At 73.5% G+C, this 21280-nt stretch carries 15 protein-coding genes; 7 read left to right on the top strand and 8 right to left on the bottom strand.

All coding sequences use genetic code 11. From position 1 onward, the window contains the following. Positions 1-94: 94 nt before the first annotated feature. The 3 genes from ACVJO7_RS00370 to ACVJO7_RS00360 all read left to right on the top strand — a co-directional run bounded on the left by ACVJO7_RS00370 (position 95) and on the right by ACVJO7_RS00360 (position 2224). Positions 95-658 carry a GtrA family protein gene (locus ACVJO7_RS00370; RefSeq protein ID WP_491671221.1) on the top strand — a complete coding sequence of 188 codons (564 nt, stop codon included), beginning with the start codon at positions 95-97 and terminating at the stop codon, positions 656-658. Then, positions 628-1548, top strand: coding sequence for an alpha/beta fold hydrolase (locus tag ACVJO7_RS00365; protein ID WP_491671220.1), 921 nt, complete (start codon positions 628-630; stop codon positions 1546-1548). The genes ACVJO7_RS00370 and ACVJO7_RS00365 overlap by 31 nt, the downstream gene beginning before the upstream one ends. A gap of 439 nt (positions 1549-1987) precedes the next feature. Further along, on the top strand, positions 1988-2224 hold the full coding sequence (locus ACVJO7_RS00360) for a hypothetical protein (RefSeq protein WP_491671219.1): 237 nt from the start codon (positions 1988-1990) through the stop codon (positions 2222-2224). A gap of 108 nt (positions 2225-2332) precedes the next feature. Here the strand turns inward: ACVJO7_RS00360 and ACVJO7_RS00355 are convergent, their stop codons facing one another. Beyond that, on the bottom strand, positions 2333-3163 hold the full coding sequence (locus ACVJO7_RS00355) for a methyltransferase domain-containing protein (protein ID WP_344025650.1): 831 nt from the start codon (positions 3161-3163) through the stop codon (positions 2333-2335). After that, positions 3160-4020: a glycine/sarcosine N-methyltransferase gene (locus tag ACVJO7_RS00350; protein ID WP_344025648.1), complete on the bottom strand. Its 861-nt coding sequence runs from the start codon at positions 4018-4020 to the stop codon at positions 3160-3162. Before ACVJO7_RS00350 ends, ACVJO7_RS00355 begins: the two co-directional genes overlap by 4 nt. 544 nt (positions 4021-4564) lie before the next feature. Here ACVJO7_RS00350 and ACVJO7_RS00345 point away from each other — a divergent pair. Continuing rightward, positions 4565-5554, top strand: a complete 990-nt coding sequence (locus ACVJO7_RS00345; RefSeq protein ID WP_491671218.1) for a glutathione S-transferase family protein — start codon at positions 4565-4567, stop codon at positions 5552-5554. Positions 5555-5637: 83 nt separating this feature from the next. Beyond that, positions 5638-6846, top strand: coding sequence for a glycoside hydrolase family 3 N-terminal domain-containing protein (locus ACVJO7_RS00340; RefSeq protein WP_491671217.1), 1209 nt, complete (start codon positions 5638-5640; stop codon positions 6844-6846). A gap of 15 nt (positions 6847-6861) precedes the next feature. Here ACVJO7_RS00340 and ACVJO7_RS00335 read toward each other — a convergent pair whose 3' ends face one another. After that, positions 6862-7971, bottom strand: a complete 1110-nt coding sequence (locus ACVJO7_RS00335; RefSeq protein WP_491671216.1) for an epoxide hydrolase family protein — start codon at positions 7969-7971, stop codon at positions 6862-6864. A gap of 59 nt (positions 7972-8030) precedes the next feature. On the opposite strand from ACVJO7_RS00335, the gene ACVJO7_RS00330 reads away from it, so the two are divergent. Beyond that, the gene (locus ACVJO7_RS00330) at positions 8031-9047 is read left to right on the top strand and encodes a helix-turn-helix transcriptional regulator (protein ID WP_344025640.1); all 1017 of its coding nucleotides are present in this window, start codon (positions 8031-8033) and stop codon (positions 9045-9047) included. Here the strand turns inward: ACVJO7_RS00330 and ACVJO7_RS00325 are convergent. The 4 genes from ACVJO7_RS00325 to ACVJO7_RS00310 all read right to left on the bottom strand — a co-directional run bounded on the left by ACVJO7_RS00325 (position 9019) and on the right by ACVJO7_RS00310 (position 19533). Next, positions 9019-9786 carry a beta-ketoacyl-ACP reductase gene (locus ACVJO7_RS00325; RefSeq protein WP_491671215.1) on the bottom strand — a complete coding sequence of 256 codons (768 nt, stop codon included), beginning with the start codon at positions 9784-9786 and terminating at the stop codon, positions 9019-9021. The two genes, ACVJO7_RS00330 and ACVJO7_RS00325, sit on opposite strands and share 29 nt — an antisense overlap. Beyond that, positions 9783-15398 (bottom strand): ATP-binding protein, encoded by a 5616-nt coding sequence (locus ACVJO7_RS00320; RefSeq protein ID WP_491671214.1) that lies wholly within the window; start codon positions 15396-15398, stop codon positions 9783-9785. The genes ACVJO7_RS00325 and ACVJO7_RS00320 overlap by 4 nt, the downstream gene beginning before the upstream one ends. A 110-nt stretch (positions 15399-15508) precedes the next feature. Beyond that, positions 15509-17470 carry a 3-oxoacyl-[acyl-carrier-protein] synthase III C-terminal domain-containing protein gene (locus ACVJO7_RS00315; RefSeq protein WP_491671213.1) on the bottom strand — a complete coding sequence of 654 codons (1962 nt, stop codon included), beginning with the start codon at positions 17468-17470 and terminating at the stop codon, positions 15509-15511. Between the two features lie 527 nt (positions 17471-17997). Then, entirely contained in the window at positions 17998-19533 is a 1536-nt protein-coding gene (locus ACVJO7_RS00310) for an MFS transporter (RefSeq protein ID WP_491671212.1), read from the bottom strand. A 150-nt stretch (positions 19534-19683) separates the two neighbouring features. Here ACVJO7_RS00310 and ACVJO7_RS00305 point away from each other — a divergent pair, with 150 nt between their 5' ends. Further along, positions 19684-20133, top strand: a complete 450-nt coding sequence (locus ACVJO7_RS00305) for a VOC family protein (RefSeq protein WP_491671211.1) — start codon at positions 19684-19686, stop codon at positions 20131-20133. On the opposite strand, the gene ACVJO7_RS00300 is transcribed toward ACVJO7_RS00305, so the two are convergent. Then, the gene (locus tag ACVJO7_RS00300; protein WP_491671210.1) at positions 20091-21230 is read right to left on the bottom strand and encodes a citrate/2-methylcitrate synthase; all 1140 of its coding nucleotides are present in this window, start codon (positions 21228-21230) and stop codon (positions 20091-20093) included. The two genes, ACVJO7_RS00305 and ACVJO7_RS00300, sit on opposite strands and share 43 nt — an antisense overlap. Between the last annotated feature and the right edge of the window lie 50 nt (positions 21231-21280).

The raw sequence follows: 21280 nt of genomic DNA, 5'->3' as shown, positions 1-21280 counted from the left end.
GTGCACCGCAGTAAAGGGGTGTGACGCGAACGGTGGGTTCCGGGCGCATCCGGTGGGTACTCCTGCGAAGATCGGGCGGAGGGGGTGTCGGGCGGTGGACGCTGCAGCCATGTTCGGTGCGGGCGACGGTGCGTCGGCGCGCGCGAGCGCAGGCGTGCGTGCACTGCTCGGCCCGGTGTTCCGGTTCGTGTCCGGTCGTCCGTTGCTCCGCCAGCTCGGCCGCTACGCCGCCGTCGGCGGGTTGGCCACCGCGTTGAACGCGGTGCTGTTCCTGCTGTTCCGGCCCTGGCTGGCTGCCGTCCCGGCGAACGTGATCGCTCTGATCCTGACGACCGCGCTGAGCACCGAGCTCAGCCGCCGGTTCGCGTTCGGCGGGCCGCCCGCCTTCCGGCTCCGGGAGTGGGTGCAGGACGTCGGCACCGTCGCGTTCTACGCCTGCTACAGCTCCGTCGTGCTGCTCGCGCTGCACGCCCTGACGGCGGCCCCGACGCCCGCGGAGGAGGCCGCCGTGCTCGTGCTGGCGAGCCTCGGGGGTGGACTCTTCCGGTTCGCCGTGCTCCGATTCTGGGTGTTCGATCTCCGCCCGGCGCGCGGGGACGACCCGACGTTCCCCGGAGGTGGGCCACGGTGCTCGGCGATCTCACCGCCTTCGACCTGACCGTCGGTGCGCCGGGGGAGCAGGTCTCGGTGCACGGCGTGCGGGGCGGACAGGGGCCGCCGGTGCTGCTGCTGCACGGCTTCCCGCAGACGCACGCGATGTGGGGTCCGGTCGCGGCCGACCTGGCCCGCGACCACACGGTGATCGCGACCGACCTGCGCGGGTACGGCGCGTCCGACCGGCCCGGGTCGGGGCCGGACCACGCGGGCTACTCGTTCCGGGCGATGGCCGGCGACCAGGTCGAGGTGATGGAGCGGCTCGGGTTCGACACCTTCACCGTGCTCGGGCACGACCGCGGCGCCCGGGTCACCCACCGGATGCTGCTCGACCATCCCGGCCGGGTCGAGCGGGCGGCGTTGCTGGACATCCTGCCGACGGCTTACGTCTACTCGCACGTCGACCGCGCCCTCGCCACCGCCTACTACCACTGGTTCTTCTTCATCCAGCCGGCCGACCTGCCGGAGCGACTGATCGCCGGGGACCCGATCGGCTACCTGCACCGGATCCTGGGCGGCTGGGGCTCGGGCCTCGACGCGCACCCGGCGGAGGCGCTGGCGTCCTACGAGCGCGCGTTCGCCGATCCCGCCGCGCGGCACGCGATGATGGAGGACTACCGGGCCGGTGCGTCGATCGACCTGGAGCACGACGCCGCCGACGCCGCGGCCGGGAACCGGATCTCCGCGCCGACCCTGGTGCTCTGGGGCGAGTCGGGTGTGGTCGGGGCGAACGCCGAGAGCCCGCTGGACGTCTGGAAGCGGGAGGCGGCCGATCCCGCGCTGGTCACCGGCCGGGCAGTCGCCCGGGCCGGGCACTTCCTGGTGGACGAGCAGCCGGCCGACACACTGGCCGCGATCCGCGGTTTCCTCCTCGCCGATCCCGCGGGCGTCTGACCCCGCACCGGACCGCACCGGACCGCGACCCGACACGCCGAGCCCCGACCGCGTCGCGCCGCACCGCGCCGGGCTGCGCCGTGCCGTGCTGCGCCGCGCCGTGCCGTGCTGCGCCGCGCCGTGCCGTGCTGCGCCGCGGCGCCCGGCGCCTCGACGCCCGCCGCATCGCACCTCGTCGCGCTGCATCGCACCCCGTCGCTCGGCGAGATGCAGCTCAGCGGGCCGCGGAGATCAACAATTCCCGCTGAGCTGCATCTCGGCGGACCGAGGGGTGCGAACCCGCCGCGCGATCGATCCGGACGGACGCTGACCCGCCCACGGAGCAGCGCCGCGGGCCCGGCGAGCGACGCGGCCGGAGGGCGCCCGCCGGCACGATGACGACGAGGCGGGCGGGGAACCCGGCCACGCGACCCTGCCGGGACCGGGCGCACTCGGACGCATGCGACGCACAACGCTCTCCCGGACACTGCTCGGGCTCCTCGCTGCACTGGCACTCGTGTCCACCACCGCGGCGTCCTGCGGCGGGGCCGAGGCGCCCGCACCGACCCAGCAGGAGCAGCAGCAGGGCGGCGACGGCGACGGCGACAACAACGGCGACGACAACGATGGTAACAACGGGGACGGCGACGACCAGGACGGCGCCGGCGGCGGGGACGACGACGGCGACGACGGCTGATCGGCCGCGGCAGGCCGGAGGCCCCGCGCACCGGTCGCCGCCCGGCACACCGAGGTCCGGCACACCGAGGCCCGGCACCCACCAGGTGCCGGGCCTCCGGGCTCGTCCTCAGCCCTTGACGGCGTGCACGATGCCCCAGGTGAGCTTCCCGGCGTTGCCGCCGTCCACCCAGTGCTGCAGGCCCGCCTTCATGTTGGCGATGTAGCTCTCCGAGATGGTCCCGGCCAGCTCCGGCTCGCGGGCGACCAGCTCCTCACGGACCCGCCGGTAGTGCGTCGGCAGCTGCGCGGCGTGGTCGTGGAAGGTCACCGCGGACGCGCCGCGCGCCGTCAGGCCGTCGGTGTAGAAGCCGGGCGTGGCCATCGTCGAGAGCTGGATCCGGTCCAGGATCGGCTGGATCGACGACTGGTCGAGCCCGTCCACGGCCATCGGGTCGGTGAACACGACCTGCCCGCCCGGGCGGAGCACCCGGACGACCTCGTCGAGCACCCGGCCCCGGTCGCCGGAGTGCAGGAACGCGTCCTGCGACCAGACGACGTCGACCGAGCCGTCCTCGACCGGCACGTCCTCGAAGGTGCCGGTCGCGACGGTCACCAGCCCCTCGAGACCTTGCTCCTTGGTGAGGCGGACGTTGCGGTCGTTCTCCACCGGGGACAGGTTGAGGCAGTGCACGCTCGCCCCGAACCGCGCAGCGAGCTGGCGGGCGGCGCCGCCGTAGCCCGATCCGAGGTCGAGGATCCGGGTCCCGGACGCGACACCGGCGACCTCCGCCATCCGGGCCACCGTGCGGCGGCTGGCGGCGGCGATCTCCTCGTCCGCGGTCTCGTAGAGGCCGACGTGGATGTCCTCGCCGCCCCAGACCAGGGAGTAGAAGTTGTCGGCGTCGGCGGAGTCGTAGTAGCTGCGGGCCGTGTCCTCGGCCGTCCGGGCCTGCGTCACGGGTTCTCCACCTCCGACTCCAGGTAGGCCTTCTCCGCGATGTGCACGAAGAAGTCCGGCTCGTCGTCGGAGTAGCTGGACTGGAAGTCGCCGTAGGTCTCGATCTTCTGGAACCCGACCTCGTGCATCAGCCGCCGCGTGTAGTCCTTGCGCAGCGGGAACATGTTGAGGTGGTACTCGGAGCCGTCGGAGAACTGGTACCGGAACCGGGCCAGGCCGTCGTCGACGTGCTCCGGCTCGGCGACGACGCCGTCCCCGCAGTAGTAGTACTGGTGCTTCGACGAGAACCCGTTGTCCAGGATCGCGTCGTAGTTGCGCTGGTCCAGGATCAGCACGCCGTCGTGCTTGAGCATGGCGTAGAACTCGGCGAGCGCCTTGCGCCGGTCCTTCTCCGAGAACAGGTGGGTGAAGGAGTTGCCGAGGCAGATGATGGCGTCGTACTCGCCGTGCACGTCGCGGTTCAGCCAGCGCCAGTCGGCCTGCACGACGCGCAGGATGTGCCCGCCGAACTTCATGCCGTTGTCGAACGCCTTCGCCAGCATCTCCGCGCTGCCGTCGGCGGACACGACCGTCTCGAAGCCCTCCTCCAGCAGCCGCACCGAGTGGAAACCGGTCCCCGTCGCGACGTCGAGCACGCTGCGCACACCGCGCTGGCGCAGCTGCTCGACGAAGAACTTGCCCTCGCTCTCGTAGCGGGCACGCCAGTCGATCAGTTCGTCCCACTTGTCGACGAACGTCTGCACGTACTCGTGCTTGTAGTGGGTGGACTCCCGGACCTCGGTCGGGGAGTCTCCGAACTCCTGGACGGTCCTTCCGAGCTCGGGCAGCTCGCTGTCGGTACGGTGGTCGGCCGTCATGTACCGCGTCTCCTCGACAAGTCTTCGGGTGCTGCGGGTCGGCTCGACGGTAGATCGGACAGCAGCACCCTGTCCGGATCGCCGCGAGGGGTCTGGATCGGGCCGCGACGTTGTGTTATACGCAACGAACCTGTGACGACCAGTGGTTTCGGCCACATTTCGTCGGTGTGGCGAGGATGGTCACATGTCCGCTCTGCGGGCGGTCCCACCAGTGACGGGAACGGACGGCGGCGCCCCGGGCCATCGGCCCCGATCCGAGGGGGTCGCGGTGACGACGCGCACCGCGACACGCCGTGGCTGTTCCGCCCGGCGCAACGCAAACCGAATCTGTGACCTCCGACACTGCATGGATTCCAGGTTCACCCGTTCGCGCCAACGACGCCACTCCACGGGACGTCGAGAGATCGGCCGCGTTCGATGAGAGTGCAGCCCCCGACCGGCGGGGTCGCACGGACCGGTGACGCGCCGGTCCGGACGTGCGGCCGGAGCGCCGTCCCGCCCGGGCGACCTGCGGCGACACCGCGGGCGCACTACCGTATCCGGCATGGCTGGCGACGACGGTTCCGGTGAGTTCGTACGCGAGCCGCTCGGCGTGGCCGAGCGGATCACCGCCGACGGGTCGTCGTCGTGGCCGGTCGAGGCCGGCCGCTACCGGCTGATCGGCGCCCGGGCCTGCCCCTGGGCGAACCGGGTGATCATCACCCGGCGGCTGCTGGGCCTGGAGGACGCCATCTCGCTCGGCATCGCGGGCCCGCTGCACGACGAGCGCAGCTGGCGGTTCCATCTCGATCCCGGCGACGTCGATCCGGTGCTCGGCATCGAGTACCTGCGCGAGGCCTACGAGAAGGCGATCCCCGGCTACGACGCCGGCGTCACCGTCCCGGCGATGGTCGAGGTGTCGTCGGGGAAGGTCGTCACCAACGAGTACGCGGCGCTCGAGCGCGACCTGTCCACCCAGTGGCGGGAGCTGCACCGGGCCGGCGCACCGGACCTGTGGCCGGATCCGGACGCGATCGAGCGGATCGGCGAGGGGATCTTCCACGACGTCAACAACGGCGTCTACAAGTGCGGTTTCGCCTCGTCGCAGGCCGCCTACGAGCGCGCCTTCCGGGCGCTGTGGGCGCGGTTGGACGAGCTGTCCGAGCACCTGGCGACCCGCCGCTACCTGGTCGGCGACACCATCACCCAGGCCGACGTGCGGCTGTGGGTGACCCTGGTCCGGTTCGACGCCGCCTACCACGGCCACTTCAAGTGCAACCGGCACAAGCTCACCGAGCTGCCGGTGCTGTGGGCCTACGCCCGGGACCTGTTCACGACGCCCGGGTTCGGCGACACGATCGACGTCGACCAGATCAAGCAGCACTACTACGGCGTGCACACCTCGATCAACCCGACCGGCGTGGTGCCGCTCGGGCCGGACACCGCGGACTGGCTGACCCCGCACGGCCGCGAGGAGCTCGGCGGGCGCCCGTTCGGCGACGGCACCCCGCCCGGCCCGCCACCGCCCGGCGAGCGGGTGCCGGACATCGCCTGACCGCGCCACCCGTCGGCGCCACCCGTCCGTGCCGCCGTGGGTGCCGGGACGCCGCCCGTCGGCGGCTGTCACGATGGACCGTGATGCGAGGACGGAACCACCCGGTCACCGGGTCCCGCCGGCGCCGCGGCGCCGGCCTGCTGACCGCGGCCGTCGCCGGCGCGCTGGTCGCCGGGACGGTGACCGTCGTCGTCGGCACGCCCGCACTCACCACGAACCACAGCGCCGCGCCGCAGGCGGCGCCCGCGAGCAGCGGGCAGGCCGCGCCGGAGGCGATCGACACCTGCGCCCCGATGGTGGCGGCGCTGCCGCCGCGCGACCGGCTGGCGCAGCGGCTGATGGTCGGCGTCGACGCCGACGATCCCGAGGGTGCCGTGACGATCGTGCGGGACTCGCAGGTCGGCGGGGTGTTCCTCGGCGGCAACGGCACCGCCCTGCTGCAGGACGACCGGCTGGCCGCCCTGCAGGAGGCGTCGGACACCGCGCTGGCGGTCGCCGTCGACGAGGAGGGCGGCCGGGTCCAGCGGATCGACGAGCTCGACGGCGACATCCCGAGCGCCCGCGAGATGGCCGCCACCCGCACCCCCGAGGAGGTCACCGCGATCGCCCGCGAACGCGCCGGGCAGCTGAAGGCCCGCGGTGTCACCTGGAACCTGGCACCCACGGTGGACGTGTCCGACCAGCCGCGGACGTCGGTGATCGGCGACCGCGCCTTCGCCGCCGATCCGGAGACCGTCACCCGCTACGCGAGCGCCTGGGCCCAGGGACAGCGGGAGGCCGGCGTGTTCGGCGTCCTCAAGCACTTCCCCGGGCACGGCAGCAGCTCCGGCGACTCGCACGAGGGCTCGGTGAGCACCCCGCCGCTGGAGCAGCTGCAGCGCAGCGACCTGCTGCCGTACGAGGCGCTGGTCGGGCCCGGCAGGCCGCTGGACGGGCAGGTCGGGGTGATGCTCGGGCATCTCGACGTCCCCGGGCTCACCACCGACGTCCCGACCAGCGTGGAGCCCGCCGCCTACCGGCTGCTGCGCGAGCAGTACCGGTTCGACGGCGTCGTGATGACCGACGACCTGGGTGCGATGAAGGCGATCACCGACCGGTTCGGGCTGGCCGAGTCGACCACGCTGGCGCTGGCCGCCGGCACGGACATCGCGCTGTTCTCCAACGTCACCCCGGTCGGCCCGCTGCTCGACGCCGCCGAACGGGCGCTCGCCGACGGCCGGATCACCCCGGAGGCGAACGACGCCGCCGTCGCCCGGGTGCTGGAGTCGAAGGGGCTCTGCACCCGCGGCTGAACCGGGCCGCCCGGTTCAGCCGGCGAAGAACGCCCGGATGTCGGCGGCCAGCTCGGCCGGCCGCTCCAGGGCGGCGTAGTGCCCGCCCTCGTCGAAGGTCGACCAGTGCTCGATCCGGGAGTTGTCCCGCTCGGCGAACACCCGCACCGTCCGGAAGTCCGACGCGAACACGGCGACCCCGGTCCGCGCGTGGTTGACCCGGTCCGCGGCGCCCGCCCGGGCGTCCTCGAGGTAGAGCCGGGCCGCGGACGCCGCGGTGTTCGTCAGCCAGTACAGCGACACCTGGGTGAGCAGCTGGTCGAGGGTCACCAGCGCGGTGCCGTTGCCGAACGAGACGAACAGCTCCGAGTAGGCGAGCTGGGCGGCCGGGGAGTCGGCCAGCGCGGCGCCGATGGTCTGCGGGCGGGCGGCGTTCATCGCGTTGTAGCCGGCGACCGAGCCGAACCACTCCATGAACTCCAGGGCGGCGTGGTCGTCCGGGCCGAGCCGCTCGAACTCGGCCGGGTCGCCGGACGGGAACGAGAACAGCTGCAGCACGTGCAGCCCGCGGAACCCGGGCGGGTCGAGCAGGCCGAGCTCGCGGGCGATCAGCGCGCCGGCGTCGCTGCCGTGCACCCCGTACGACTCGTAGCCGAGGTCGCGCATCAGGGTGTCGACGGTCCGCGCCACCCGGGCGGAGGTCCAGCCGCCCGCGGCGAGCGGGGTGCTGAAGCCGAACCCGGGCAGCGAGGGCACCACCACCGAGCAGGCGTCGGCGGCGTCCCCGCCGTGCGCGGCCGGATCGGTGAGCGGGCCGATCAGGTCCAGGAACTCGGTGAACGAACCCGGCCAGCTGTGCAGCAGCAGCACCGGTGTCGCCCCCTCGACGGCGGAGGGGACGTGCAGGTAGTGGATCGGCTGGCCGTCGATCTCGGTGAGGTACTGCGGGAACGCGTTCATCCGCTTCTCCTGGGCGCGCCAGTCGAACTGCTCGCGCCAGTAGCCGACGGTCTCGGCCAGCCAGCCGTTCGGGGTGCCGTAGGTCCAGTCGTCGCCGGGCGCGGGCCGGGGGAGCCGGGTGCGGGCCAGGCGGTCGGCGAGGTCGTCGAGGTCGGACTGCGGGATCTGCACGGTGAAGGGCCTCATGGAAGCTACCCTGCACCCCGATCAGGCACGTTTCGTTCCTGATTCGGGAGGGGTTTCTCGTGGCCGACACCGCCGCGCGGATGCTGACCCTGCTGGGGCTGCTGCAGTCCCGGCCGGAGTGGACGGGACCGGAGCTGGCGCGCCGGCTCGGGGTCGGCGAGCGCACCGTGCGCAACGACATCGCGCGGCTGCGCGGGCTCGACTACCCGGTGCACGCCGTCCGCGGCGCGGCCGGGCACTACCGGCTCGGGGCCGGTGCCCGGCTGCCGCCCCTGCAGCTCGACGACGCCGAGGCGGTCGCCGTGGCGATCGCGCTGCGCACCGCAGGCGACGGCGGCGGGCCGCTGGGCGAGAGCAGCGGCCGGGCGCTCGCCAAGCTCGACCAGGTGCTGCCGGACCGGCTGCGCCGCCGGGTCGCGGCGATCCACGACAGCACCGCCGCCGGCCCGCGCAACACCGACACCGCCGATCCCGATCCGGAGGTCGACCCGGCGGCGCTGACCGCGCTGGCGTCGGCGATCCGGGACCACGAGCTCGTCCGGCTGGACCTGCCGGGTCAGCAGTGGCCGGCCACCGTCGAGCCGTACCGGCTGGTCGCCTGGCAGGGCCGCTGGTACCTGGTCGGCCGCGCGGAGGCGGCCTGGCGGACCTGGCGGGTCGACCTGGTCGGCCTGCGGCCGCCGACCGGGCGCCGGTTCGCCCCCGATCCGCTGCCCGGCGGCGACTACCCGGCGCTGGTGCTGCGCGAGGTCGCCTCGACCGGCTGGAAGGTGCACGTGCGGATCACCGTCGAGGCGCCCGCGGCGACCGTGCTCGCCCGGATCAATCCGGCTGTCGGCATGGTCGAGGAGATCGACGACCGGCGCTGCGTGCTGGTGACCGGCGCCGACAGCATCGGGACGGTCGCGGTGTACATCGGCCTGCTCGACCTGGACTTCCACGTGACCGAGCCCCCGGAGCTCGTCGACCGGCTCCGGGTGCTCGCCGCCCGCTACGCGCGGGCCGCCGGCCCCGTCCCACCCCCCGACGGCGGGGCGGGGCCGGAGCTCAGGACGCCATGTCCAGACCACCGTTGACGCTGATCACCGAGCCGGTGACGTACCCGGCGCGGTCGTCGACCAGGAACTGGACGGCGCGGGCGATCTCGTCGGCCTGGCCGAGCCGGCCGACCGGGACCTTCGCGATGATCTTCTCCAGCGCCTTCTCCGGCACCGCGGCGACCATCTCGGTCTCGATGAAGCCGGGCGCCACGCAGTTGACCGTGATGCCCTTGCGCGCGACCTCCTGGGCGAGCGACTTCGAGAACCCGATCAGACCGGCCTTCGACGACGCGTAGTTCGCCTGCCCGATGGAGCCGGTCTGGCCGATCACCGACGAGATGTTCACGATCCGGCCGAACTCGTTGCCGGTCATGTGCTCCAGCACGGCCTTGGTCATGTAGAAGGCGCCGGACAGGTTGATCCGCAGCACCGCGTGCCAGTCGTCGACGGTGAGCTTGCGGACGGTCTTGTCGACCGTGATGCCGGCGTTGTTGACCAGGTAGTCGACCCGGCCCTTCTGCTCCAGCACCTCGGCGACGACCCGCGAGCAGTCGTCCGGCTCGCCGACGTTGCCCTGGTGCACCGAGACCGACGCGCCCTCGGCGCCCAGCTTCTCCCGCAGCTCCTCGGCGGCCTTGGAGTTCGACGAGTAGCCGGCGGCGACGTGCACGCCCTGCCGGGCCAGCGCGGTGGTGATGGCGGCGCCGATGCCGCGGGCACCGCCGGTGACGATGGCGACGCGCTGTTCCGGGTGGGTGTCGGTGATGGCGGTCATGCCGTTCCTCCTGTGGTGCCGCTCGTGGCGGCGTCGAGAGTGCGCTTCATGCCCCGCTGCACGGCGTCGGCCAGGTAGGGACGCAGCTGGTCCGGGGTGACGATCCGGTGCACCGAGCCGACGCTCTGCGCCCGCTCGATGGAGTGCTTCGTGTCGAACTCGTCCGCGACCTGGCCGAGCTTCTCGGAGCGGACGTCCGGCCGGAGCGTGGCGAGCTCGCCGCGCAGCCGGGCCGCCTCGGCCTCGTCGCCGGCCCCGGTCGCCTCGGCGATCCGGGCCTCCAGGCCGGTGATCCGCTCGTCCTTCGCGGTCCGGTCGTTGACCTCGCTCGCGAAGACGACGGCGGCGGCGGGCGCGCCGCCCAGCACGGAGGCGTACGAGCCGGTGATCGCGGCGACCTCCATGTTGTCGTTCAGCGTCCCGGAGAACACCACGAACGCCCCGCCGTGGTAGCGGGAGACGACACAGAACACGATCGGGCCGTCGAAGTTGACGATGGCCCGGCCGATCTCGGCGCCGTTCTCCAGCTGCAGCCCGCGCAGCGACTCCGGCGAGCCGTCGAACCCGGACAGGTTCGCCAGCACCACCAGCGGCCGGTTGCCGGACGCGGCGTTGATGGCCCGCGCGCACTTGCGCGAGGACCGCGGGAACAGCGTGCCCGCGGTGAACTGCGACGGGCCGTCCACCGGGCTCGGGCCGCGCCGCGGCAGCGGCCGCGACTCGATGCCGATCATCGCGACCGGCTGCCCGCCCAGGTGCGCGTCGAGCGCGACGACCGACTCGGCGTCGTGCATGTCGGCCCACCGCTCGGACGTCGGGTGGTCGGCGTCGGCGACGCCGCGCAGCACGGACCGGATGTCGAACGGCTTCTTGCGCTCCCGGTTCGTCTCCGGCGCCCAGATCTCGCCGAGCGTGCCGAACTCGCAGTTCGGCCCGGCGTGCGGGGCGGTCGTGACGTCCCGGGACACCGGGTCGGTGGTCGGCGCGGGCCGCGGGAACCGCTCGCCGGGCAGCGTCCAGGTGTGCGCGTAGTGCGCGAGCAGCACGCCGACCGCGCCGGACAGGTCCGGCGCCCAGTACTGCGCCTGGCCGTTCGGGCCCATGATCCGGTCGTAGCCGCCGATGCCGAAGTTGTCCTCGGCGGAGACGCCGCCGGAGAAGTCCAGCGAGTGCTTTCCGGTCAGCACCATGGCCGAGTCCGGCGTCATCACCAGGATGCCCCTGGTGTGCATCAGCATCGTGGCCTCGGCGTTCCAGTAGGGCTGGGCGCCGACGTTGATGCCGGTGACGACGACGTTCAGCTCGCCGCCGTCCTGGGTGAACTCGATGATCCCGCGCAGCACCCGGGAGATCCAGTCCATGTTCTCGGTGCCGGAGTCCATCGCGATCTTCGCGCCGGCCGAGACGGCGAACCACTCGACGGGCACGTCCAGCTCGCGGGCCAGCTCGATCGCGGCGAGCACCCGGCGGCACTCCGGCTCGGCGATCGCGCCGAGCGCGCGGGTCGGGTCGCCGAGCAGCACCACCCGGCGCATGCCCTCCGGGTAGCGCAGGGTCGGCACGGTGACGACGCCGAGCACCAGGTTGGCGGTGTTGCCGCCGGGGGCGCGATCGACCGGGTGCGGGCTGCCCGCCTCGTCCAGGTCGTACTCCTGCCAGGAGCCCGGACCGGCGTCGATCGGGGCGGTCAGCAGCGGGACGATCTCGTACGGGTAGACGGCGCCGCGGCGGCGCGCCTTGAGCACCTTCTGGTCGTAGGAGTCGAGCTCGCGCATCGGCTCGGTCGGCGGCTGGTCCAGCCGCACGGTGAGCCCGGCGCCGGGCGGGCGGGACATCCGCAGCAGCATCGACCGCGGGCCGCCCTGGCCGCCGGTGACCGCCGCGTCACCGCTGCGGAACTCGACGAGGACCTGCTCCAGGCCCAGGTTCGCGGTGCGCGGGGCGAGCCGGCGGACCACCGAGTCCAGCTCGGCCAGCGGCACGTCGACCTCCGGCCAGACGTAGAGCTGGATCCGGTTCCAGGAGGTGCGGGCGAGCGTGCGGTCCCCGGCGCGCGCGCTGCGCAGCGAGTTGATGCAGGCGTCGAGCGCCCGCTCGAACTGCGGCAGCGACCGGATCCGGCCGGTCTCGTCGTCGCGCAGCACGGTGAGCTCGCGGACGTCGGCCATCGCGACCAGCCGGTCGTCGGCGGTGACGTTGCGGCCGACCGCGCGGAACAGGTGCACGTCGGTGGCCGCGGGCAGCCGGGTCAGCTCGAAGTCGCGGAAGCGCCACAGCCGCAGCCGGTCGGCGACCAGCGGGTGCATGCCGCGCAGCGTGCGGTCCTCGACGAGCTCGCCGTCGCCGTCCGGGCGGAAGGTGAACCAGGTGGGCGGCTCCGCGGCGTCGTCGGTGCCGGCGCCCGGGTTCGGCCGCACCGCGACCGCGACCCGGTGCAGCGCCGCGGGGACCCGGCCCAGCGCGGCCCGGACCCGCTCGGCGCGGGCGTCCGGGTCGCCGCCGTCGTCGGCCTTGGTGGAGGTGACGTAGAGATCGACCAGCGCGGTCCGGCCGCTGTCCAGCTCGCCGACCCGGCGGCGCAGCTCCTCGGCGGTCGCCAGCGCGCCCTGCGGGTCGTTGTTGTCGATCACCGTGGCGAACAGCGTGCGGTCGTTGCCGAGGTGCTGGTAGCGCGCGGTCAGCAGCGGCCGGCCGGCGTGCTCGGCGAGCTCGAGCTCGCGCAGCGGGCGGACCCGGTAGTAGCGCCGCGTCATGACCTCCAGCAGCACCGCGTCGTGCCGGTCGCCGAACACGCCGAGGATCGGCTCGGAGGAGCCGACCAGCGCGTCGATCCGGCGGTTGCGGTCGGCGGTGCCCGGGTCGGCGGCCAGCACGTCCAGGCTCTCCCGGACCTCGCTCAGCACCCGGCTGCGCTCCGCGGCGACCACCGGCGCGTCGAACGCCCGGTAGCGGACCAGCCGGGCGGTGTCGCCGACGACCGGATGCCGCAGCTGGGTGGCGACGACGACCTCGTCGAGCGTCCGCAGGTACTCCTCGCGGGCCGACGCGGACAGCCCGGCGACCGACTCCGGGTGCTGCAGCCGCCAGTTCAGCAGGTTCAGCACGACCGGGACCTGCTGCGGGGCGCGGCGGTGGGCCAGGAACATCCGGTAGAGCGCGGGCCCGAGGTCCGGCCCGGCCGCGATGTCGGTGACGCCGTAGTGCGCCAGCGCCCGGCGCAGCTTGGCCTGGAACGACTCCGGCAGCCCCTCGTCGTCGGGATTGCGGCTGCGCAGGTAGGCGTAGAGGTACTCCTGCGGGTTCCGCTCGGTCTCGCCGGTCTCGTCGTCGGTCTCGGAGCGGTTCCGGGACAGCGCGCAGAGGTCGGCGAAGATCCGCAGCACGGTCGTCTCCCCGGCCAGCACCGCCGGGTCGTCGGCCGGGAGGTCCGCCCGGGCGGCGGCGAGCCTGCCCAGCTGCGGCCGGGCCTGGCCCTCGTCGACGTCGAAGCCGAGCACCTGGAACCGGAGCGCGGACAGCGCGTCCGCGGCGGTCCCGGCCGGGTCGCCGGTGTCCCCGGCGGCGCCGAACGCGGACAGGTCCACCCGGTCCCCGGCCGCGGCGACCGCGCCGGCGTCGGCATCGGCCAGCGGCTCCAGCCGGACCAGCTTCGTGCCGCCGTCGACCTGGGTGTTGGCCGGGACGAGCAGCTCGGCGACGGTCCCGTCGAACGGGGCCCGCAGCGAGGTCTCCAGCTTCATCGACTCGACGATGGCGAGCGTGTCGCCCTCGGCGACGGTGTCACCGGGGGAGACCGGCAGCGCCACCACCATCGCCGGGGCCGGTGCGCGCACGATGCCCGCCTCGCCGCCGGAGATGCGGTGCACGGCGCCGTCGACCTCGACCAGGTAGTCGGACTCCTGGGCGACCGACAGCACCGTCCAGCTCTGCTCACCCACGGTGAGCCTGCGCTCGTAGGCGCCGTTGCGCTCGACGTCGACGTCGACGCTGACACCGTCGAGCTCGACCCGGTAGCGCCCGGCCCGGGTGCGGGCGACCGTCAGCTTGTAGGACTGCCCGGCCGCGGTGACGTCGGTCTGGTGCCAGGTCTCGTACCCGACCTCCGGCCGGCCGGCCTCGGCCGAGCGGAACAGCCGGTCCTGCTGGCGGGCGACGTGCCCGTCGTGCGACTGGACGGCGGTGGCCAGCAGCGCCACGTCGAGCCGCCGCGGCGGGGTGTACCCGGCCGCCATCATGGTGTCCAGCCAGGTCGTCTCGACCTCGCCGGAGCGCAGCTCGTCGCGGTCGAGCAGGTCGAGCAGGAACGCCTTGTTGGTGGAGCCGCCGTCGATCACCGCTGCGGTCTGGCGCAGCGCCCGGGACAGCCGGGCCCTGGCCTCGTCGCGGTCCCGGCCCCAGGCGATCACCTTGGCGATCATCGAGTCGAACTGCGGCGGGATGACGTCGCCCGCCGCGACGCCGGTGTCCACCCGGATGCCCGGCCCGCTCGGCAGGGCGAGGTGCTCGATCCGGCCCGGGGCCGGCGCGAACTCGCGCTCCGGGTCCTCCGCGGTGAGCCGGGCCTCGATCGCCCAGCCCTGCGCGGCGGGCGTCTCGCGTGCGACCTCCGCCAGGGTGCCGCCACCGGCGATGTGCAGCTGGAGCTTCACGATGTCGACCCCGGTGCACGCCTCGGTGACCGGGTGCTCGACCTGCAGCCGGGTGTTGACCTCGAGGAAGGAGAGCAGCTTCTCCGCGGGCTGGTAGAGGAACTCCACGGTGCCCGCGTTGACGTAGCCCGCGGCCCGGGCCAGGTCGGCGGCGGCGTCGCGGAGCAGCCGCTCCTGCTCGGGATCGAGCGCGGTGGAGGCGGACTCCTCGATCACCTTCTGGTTGCGCCGCTGCACCGAGCAGTCGCGCACGCCCAGCGTCCACACGTCGCCGGTGGCGTCGGCGACGACCTGCACCTCGACGTGCCGGCCGCCGGCCACCGCCCGCTCCATGAACACGGTCGCGTCACCCGCGGTGCGCGCCGCCTCGGACGCCGCCCGCTCGAACGCCTCGTCGAGCTGTTCCGGCCCCGCCACGAACCGGATGCCGCGGCCGCCGCCGCCCGCGGTCGCCTTCACCATCAGCGGGTAGCCGATGCCCTCGGCCGCCTTGCGCGCCGCGTCCGCGTCGGCGACCGGCCCGCCGGACCACGGCGCCATCGGCACGCCCACCGACTCGGCCAGCTGCTTCGACGCGATCTTGTCCCCGAGCCGGCGCATGACGTCCGCCGACGGGCCGACGAAGGTGATCCCGAGCCGCTCGCACAGCTCGGCGAAGTCGGCCTTCTCCGACACGAAGCCCCAGCCCGGCCAGACCGCGTCGGCCCGGGACGCGCGCAGCGCGCGCTCCAGCTCGTCGTGGTCGAGATAGGGGCTCGCGCCCATGTGGTCCGGGTCGTCCGGTCCGATCAGGACGGCCTCGTCGGCCTCCCGGACGTACATCGCGCGGCGGTCGACCGCGGTGTACAGGGCGATGGTGCGCAGGCGCCGGTCGGGCGCGTTCTGGGCGTTCCACTCCCGGACGGCGTTGATCAGTCGCATGGCGGGTTCGCCGCGGTTGACGATGGCGATGCGCGAGAACATGGCGGGTTTCACTGCTCCTGACGTGGGCGCTGCTGCGGCGGCGGTGACGGCGGGTCGGCGGGACGGGCGGGGATCGCCCGCACCGTCCTACCGGTAGGGACCCATCCTCGTCACTCGCCGAACGCGATGCGAACGTCGTCGGACGTCGGGGCTGTCGCGGCCGCCGTGCCGGTCGGCTGCCCCGGCGCGCCTGCCGGGTCGAGGAACACCTCGGGTGCCATCACGGCCGGGTCCACCTCCAGCACGGCGTAGCCGCCGACCGCGCCGGCGCCGAAGCCGGGCGCGAAGACCCGGGTGCGGCCGGCCACCACACCGTCGGCGACGGCGTCGAACATGGCGATCGGGATGGACGCCGCCGAGACGTTGCCCATCGACTCGATGTTGAAGTACAGCTGCTCGGCGGAGAGCCCGGCCTTGGCCGCGAGCTGCAGGATCATCGTCTTGTTGGCCTGGTGCGGGACGATCAGATCGATCGCGTCGAGCATCGACCCGGTCCCGTCCGGGCCGCTCTCGCCGGACAGCTCGGAGATCATCTGCGCCAGGTAGCGGGAGACCAGCGCCTTGACCTCCGGCCCGTAGACGGTGATGTCGTTGTCGAACTCCGGGTTCGGCCAGATGATCGAGTTGACCTCGGAGGCCGGGCCGGACGCGTAGGTCTGCAGCAGGTCGATGTCGCCCGGCTCGCCGTCCGGCGCGGGGGCGACGACCATCGCGGCCGCCCCGTCGCCGAAGATCATCCGGGAGGTGCGGACGTTGCCGATCTTGTCGGAGAACTTCTCGACGCAGACCAGCAGCACCGGCCGCTGCACCTCCTGCAGCTGCCGGACGGCCTCGGACAGGCCGTAGGGCAGCCCGGCGCAGGCGGCGATGATGTCGGCCGAGCAGTGCGTCTGGAGCAGGCCCAGCTCGCCGGACAGCCAGGTCGACAGCGACGGGATCAACCGCTCGCTGGTGCAGGTCGCGACCAGCACCGCGCCGATCTCCTCGCGCCGGCGGCCGGAGTGCTCCAGCGCGCGCACGGCCGCCGACCAGGCCAGGTCCTCGATGTCGAGCTCGGTGTAGCGGCGCTGGTCGATGCCGGTCTTGGCGGAGATCTCGTCGGCGCTCATCGGCGACCAGGAGAACGCGGTGTTGCGCACGACGTCGGTGTTGGAGCAGACGTGCTCACCCCGGACGACGGCCAGCGCCTCCACCCTGGGCTGCACCCGGAACGCCTCGCGGACCCGGACCGGGGGCAGCGGGGACTCCGGTGTCACCGGCTCGGAGCGGGTGGCGAGCCGGCCGCGGCGGGCCGGCCGGGCGCCGGTGGCCCGGTCCAGGAAGGCCTCGACGTCGCGGTTGCGCGGATGGAACGCGATGACGTGGTCGTCGTCTCCGATCTCGTCGGCGGTGCGCAGCTCGGTGGCGGCGCGGTCCCACGGGTACTGGTTGTGCAGCACCATCGCCCACCGGGTCAGCGCCTCGAGCTCGGGCACCTCGGCGTGCGCGTCGAGGATCTGGTTGAACGAGAAGACCGGGTAGTCCGGGTCGTGCCGGGGCACGACGAAGGTCATCGCGCCCGGGGTGGCGAGGAACTGCTCGACGGTCGGCTTCACCGCGGGCAGCTCGGTGGCGTGGTGGCGGCGGTGGCCGAACACGTCGAAGAGCAGATCGAAGATGCCGCGCTCGGTCTCGTCGTCCCAGGTGGCCGGCAGCGTCTCGAACGCCTCGCGGACCGCGCGGACCTTCTTGTCACCGTCCTCCCACGGGGTGAGCACCGGGAGGAAGACGTCGGCCCGGTGCCTCGGCAGGTCCCGCCAGCGGGTCGGCCGCTTCTCGAACATCGTCATGGAGAACCGGTTGACCCAGAACAGGTTCTGGCTCATGTCCCGGAGCAGCCCGAAGCGGCTCTCGTAGGAGCCCGCGGTGATGCGCTCCAGGATCTCGGTCCCGGTGGGGGCCTTGGCCTCGAAATCGCGGCCGACGATTGCCGTGAATTGGTCGAGATCGTCGATGACCGAGAAATCGAGCTCAGCCAGAAAATTGGCGGGAAAGACCAGACGGTCGTGGTTGTTGACCACGAACGGCTTCATGGGCGACCTCCTGGAGCAGCGCCGGCCGGGCGGGAATCACCAGGCTGGACGCGTGCACTAGCCAGGCGATGGGATCGGATGCGGTGCGTGCAACGGTATCGGCGGACGGTCACGATCGGAATGTGATCCAAGCCCTGGAGTGTGCGCGCTCACGGATAGTCGGTCAACTCGGACGGTTACCGGGGAGAATGTTACCGAGTAGTTCTACCGGCAAGTTTTGGATGCATTTTCGGTGAAACGGCAGGTGGGCGGCGGGTGGGTGTCCACAGTGGAGATCCACCGGAGGCCGCCGGGCACCCTCCGCGCACGCACCGGCACGCAGTGCCGGGCAGCGGCGGGAGTGTGCACCGCCACGATGTGGCATCACCCGGGCAGTGGGCCATCCGGTGGGTCCGTTCGGTGGAACGGGGCCGGGGGGATCGGAGTCCCTGATGGACGGTCGGCGGTGCGGGGAGCGCCCGTGCCGGCCCGTGCTCGCCCTTGTCCGGCCGCCGCCCGTCCTGCACGGCCGCCGCGGTCGCCGGGTGTCAGTGCCGGCACGCCTCCGGCGTCGTGGCCGCGGTGCGGGTGCCGTGCTCCGGCCCGTGGTCCGGCCCGTGGTCCGGCCCGCGGTCCGGCCCGCGGTCCGGCACTGCCGGCCGCTCCGGGGCGGGCGCCGGCGTGACGGCGACGAGCAGCGTCGCGAGCAGCCCGGCCGCACCGGCCCCGGCGAACGCGATCGTGTAGGCGATGCCGGCCGGGAGGATCCCGTCGTCGAGCACGAACGCCGTCGTCACCGCGGCCACGAAGGCGGTGCAGGCGCTGGTGCCGAGCTGGCGGGCCAGCGTGTTGAGGCTGTTGGCCGCGGCCGTCTCCGACTCCGGCACCGCCCGCATGATCAGCAGCGGGATGGCGGAGTAGGCGAGCGCGGCGCCGATCGCGGTGAGCGTCGCGACCAGCATCAGCAGCCAGATGGTCCCCGGCAGGGTCGCGAACGCCAGGTTCCCGGCGCCGAGCACCAGCGTGCCGAGCACCAGCGTGGTCCGCGGCCCGCGGGCCCGGGACAGCCGCGCCGACGTCGAGGAGAACAGCACCATCGAGCCGCCCATCGGCAGCAGCACCAGGCCGGCGACGAGCAGCGACTGGCCGAAGCCGTAGCCGGTGGCGACCGGTGCCTGCAGCAGCTGGGTGGTCAGCACGAATCCGGCGAACATGGAGAAGCCGACGAGCACCGTCGCCGTGTTGGTCAGCAGTACCGCGGGCCGGGCGGACACCCGCAGGTCGACCAGCGGCGTGCGCGTCCGCAGCTCGTACCGGCCGATCACCGGCGCGAGCACCAGCGCGGCGACGAACAGTCCGATCACCTGTGGCGACGTCCAGCCCCACTCGTTGCCCTTGGAGACCGCGAGCAGCAGGGAGACCAGCAGCGCGCCGATCCCGACGGCGCCTACGGCGTCGAACCGGCCGCCGGTCCGCAGGCCCGACTCGGCCACCAGCCTGCGCACCAGCACGATCTGCACGAGCGCGAGGACCGCCGCGCCGGCGAACAGCCAGCGCCAGCTGGTGAACTGGGCGACCACGCCGGTGATCGGCAGGCCGATCGCGCCGCCGAAGCCGAGCGAGGACGACATCAGCCCCACCCCGGAGCCGACCCGCTCCGGCGGGAGGATGTCGCGCATCAGGCTCATGCCCAGCGCGATCACCCCGAACGCGGTGCCCTGCAGCACCCGGGCGACGAGCAGCAGCTCGATGCCCGGGGCCAGCGCCCCGATCACCGATCCGACCCCGACCAGGACGAGTGCGACCAGCAGCATCCGGCGCTTGCCGAACATGTCGCCGAGCCTGCCGAGCACCGGCGCCGACACCGCGCCCGCCACCAGGTTCGCGGTGATCAGCCAGGACGCCGTCGACGGGGTCACCGACAGCAGCTCCGGGAACCGGGGGAGCAGCGGGACCACCATCGTCTGCAGCAGCGACACCAGCAGGCCGCAGGAGGCGAGCACGGCGATCGCCACCGCCGGGCGGGCGCCCGGGCCGGTGCGTGCGTCCGGGTCCTGAGCGGGGCGGGTTCGGGCCCGGAACACGCGACCTCCGTGGCGGCGAGAAGTGGTGGTGCCCGATCAGATGAGCACGCCACCGTGTCCCGCAGCAACCGGAAAGTTTGCATTGCCACCGATCTCACCCGCGTCTCGCCCGTGTCACGGCCGCGTTCCGGACCGCTACCGTGCGGCCTCGTGGAGATCCTCGCCAGCCGCGCCATCCTCCGTCCCGCCGATCCCGCGACGGCCGTCGCCTTCTATCGCGACACCCTGGGCCTGGCGATCTCCCGGGAGTTCCCCGGCGGGACCGTCTTCTTCCTGGGCAGCGGGTTCCTGGAGGTCTCGGCGTCGCCGTCCGGGGCGCCGGACGGCGACCCGGGGACCGATCCGGGCGGGCTGCGGCTGTGGCTGCAGGTCCGCGACCTGGCGGCCACCTACGCCGAGCTGGCCGCCGCGGGCGTCGCCGTGCTGCGCGAGCCGAAGCAGGAGCCGTGGGGCCTGCACGAGATGTGGGTCGCCGATCCGGACGGCACCCGGATCGTGTTCGTCGAGGTGCCGCCCGAGCACCCGATCCGCCGCGACACCCGCGGCGACCGGGCCGGTCAGACGGCCGGGACCGGCTCCGGCGCCGGCGGTCCGGCGTAGGTCGCGGACGGCCGGATCAGCCGGCGCTCGGCGGCCTGTTCCAGGACGTGCGCGCACCAGCCGACGACCCGGCTGGTCGCGAAGGTCGGGGTGAACATCCGCCGCGGGATGCCGCAGCCCGCCATCACGACGCCGGCCTGGAACTCGACGTTCGCGTGCAGCGGCCGGTCCGGGCGCAGCCGGGCCAGGGTGTCGGTGATCCGCCGCTCGACGTCGGCGGCGCGTTCGGGCAGCGGTCCGCCGAGCCGGGCCGCGACGTCGCGCAGCAGCGCCGCGCGCGGGTCCGGGCCGCGGTACACGGCGTGCCCGAACCCCATGATCCGTTCGCCGGCGGCCAGCCGGTCGGCGACCCAGCGCTCGGGTGATCCGCCGGCGTCGCGGTCGATCAGGTCCAGCGACTCCAGCGCCCGGTCCGGTGCCCCGCCGTGCAGCGGCCCGGCGAACGCGCCGATCGCGGCGACCACGCAGGACGCGACGTCCGCGCCGGTCGAGGCGACCACCCGGGCGGTGAACGTCGACGCGTTGAACCCGTGGTCCACGGTGCTCACCAGGTAGGCGTCGACGGCCCGGACGTGCTCCGGGGCCGGTTCCGCTCCGGACAGCATCCACAGCCAGTTCGCGGCCGGGCCGAGATCGGCGCGCGGCGGCACCGGTTCCCGCCCCTCGCCGAGCCGGTACAGCGCGGCCAGCACGGTCGGCGTCGCGGCGCACACGGTGAGCGCGTCCTCGGCGCCGCGCTCCGGGCCGGCGTCCCACAGCGGGCGCAGCCCGTGCAGCGGGCCGAGCACCGACAGCGCGGTGCGCAGCCCCGCCGCGAGATCGGTGCCGCAGGCGTCGGCGATCGAGGGCAGCAGTGCCTGTACCGCGTCCGGCAGTGCGCGCCGGGCGGCGATGCGCGCGTCGAACCGGGCCCGCTCGCCGAGGTCCGGGAGCCTGCCCTCGGCGAGCAGGAACCAGACGTCGGTGAACGTGCGGCTGCGGGCGAGCTCGACGGCCGAGTACTGCCGGTAGTGGTAGAAGCCCTCGTCCCCGCGGACGTCGCCGATGCTCGTGCTGGTGACGGCGATCCCGCGTAGGCCCGGGTCGGTGATGGTCATGTGGCGCACGGTCCGCCCCACCGGGAAACATTGTCAATATTGATCGGGTC

The sequence above is a fragment of the Pseudonocardia sp. DxW genome, assembly GCF_058448985.1.
This window is presented reverse-complemented; position numbering and strand designations above follow the sequence as displayed.